This window comes from Streptomyces alkaliphilus (genome assembly GCF_014141535.1).
Classification (GTDB): domain Bacteria; phylum Actinomycetota; class Actinomycetes; order Streptomycetales; family Streptomycetaceae; genus Streptomyces; species Streptomyces alkaliphilus.
The window spans coordinates 1-1,339 of record NZ_VKHT01001200.1; the positions used below are offsets into that span (position 1 = coordinate 1).

Sequence of the window (1,339 nt, forward strand, 5' to 3'; positions counted from 1 at the left end):
GAGAGGGAGGGTCGTCGCCGGATGACGGAGTGGCTGACCGGGGGTGTGCTCGACTACGCCGACCGCCACGACGACCTGGCCGGGGACGGTACCTCCCGGCTCTCCCCCCACCTGCACTTCGGCTGCGTCTCCCCCGTGGAGTTGGTGCGGCGCGCGCGTGGGGTGGGCGGCGCCGGCGCGGAGGCGTTCGTCCGCCAGGTGGCCTGGCGCGATTTCCACCACCAGGTGTTGGCGGCCCGCCCGGAGTGCTCCCGACACGACTATCGGGGTCGCGAGGACCGGTGGCGGTCCGCCGACGGCGAGGCCGCCGAGGAGGTGGCCGCCTGGCGGGAGGGGCGCACCGGCTACCCGATCGTGGACGCCGCGATGCGCCAGCTGGCCGCCGAGGGGTGGATGCACAACCGCGGGCGCCTGTTGGTGGGCAGTTTCCTGACCAAGACCCTCTACGTGGACTGGCGGGTGGGGGCGGAGCACTTCCTGTCCCTGTTGGTGGACGGCGACATCGCCAACAACCAGATGAACTGGCAGTGGATCGCCGGCACCGGCACCGACACCCGCCCCAACCGGGTGCTCAATCCCCTGACCCAGGCCGGTCGGTTCGACCCGGACGGTACGTACGTCCGCCGTTGGGTCCCCGAACTCGCCGAGGTGGAGGGGTCCTCCGTGCACCAACCCTGGAGGCTCGAGGGCCTCGATCGGGCAAGGATCGGGGACTATCCGGATCCGATCGTGGACCTGGCGGAGGGCCGGGAGCGGTTCGAGCGGGCCCGCCGGCGTTGAGCCCGCCCGGCCCGGGTGTCGGAGTCCTCCTCCGCGGAGCGCGGGTGGGGGGTCCACCACGGCGAAGACAAGGGTTTTTCACTCTTTCGGGTGAGTGACCCATCCATCGGCGGCTCGGCCCCGAATAAGGGGCATGACCGCACACCGCACGGCGGGGAGCACCCCCGGCCCGACCCCCGGCCCCCCGACCGGGGGTCGGCCGGGGGCCCGCCGCGCGGCGGCGGCGCTGAGCGGCCCTCTCGCCATGGGGGCCGCGCTGGGAGCGGGCGAGTTGTGCGCCGGGCTCCTGCGGCCCGGCGCACGCCCCGTCACGGTTGTCGGCGGAGCGGTGATCGACACCACCCCGGCTCCCGTGAAGGAGTGGGCGATCGCCACCTTCGGCACCGCGGACAAGGTGGTGCTGCAGCTCGGTGTGGTCCTCGTCCTCACCTGCTGTGCCGTGGGGTTGGGGCTGTGGTCGGCGCGGCGTCGCGGTCCGGCCGCGGTGGGCGCCCTGCTGCTCGGGATGGTCGTGGCGGCCCTCGCCCTCTCCCGTCCCGCGTCCTCCCCCTCCGACACC

At 73.9% G+C, this 1,339-nt stretch carries 1 protein-coding gene and 1 pseudogene; both read left to right on the forward strand.

The window, feature by feature from the left end; all coding sequences use genetic code 11:
* The coding region (locus FNQ90_RS23405) for an FAD-binding domain-containing protein (protein WP_323380141.1) at positions 1–780 on the forward strand (780 nt) is incomplete at its 5' end.
* 133 nt (positions 781–913) lie between these two features.
* Positions 914–1,339, forward strand: a pseudogene (locus FNQ90_RS23410) (molybdopterin-binding oxidoreductase); the annotation flags it as partial.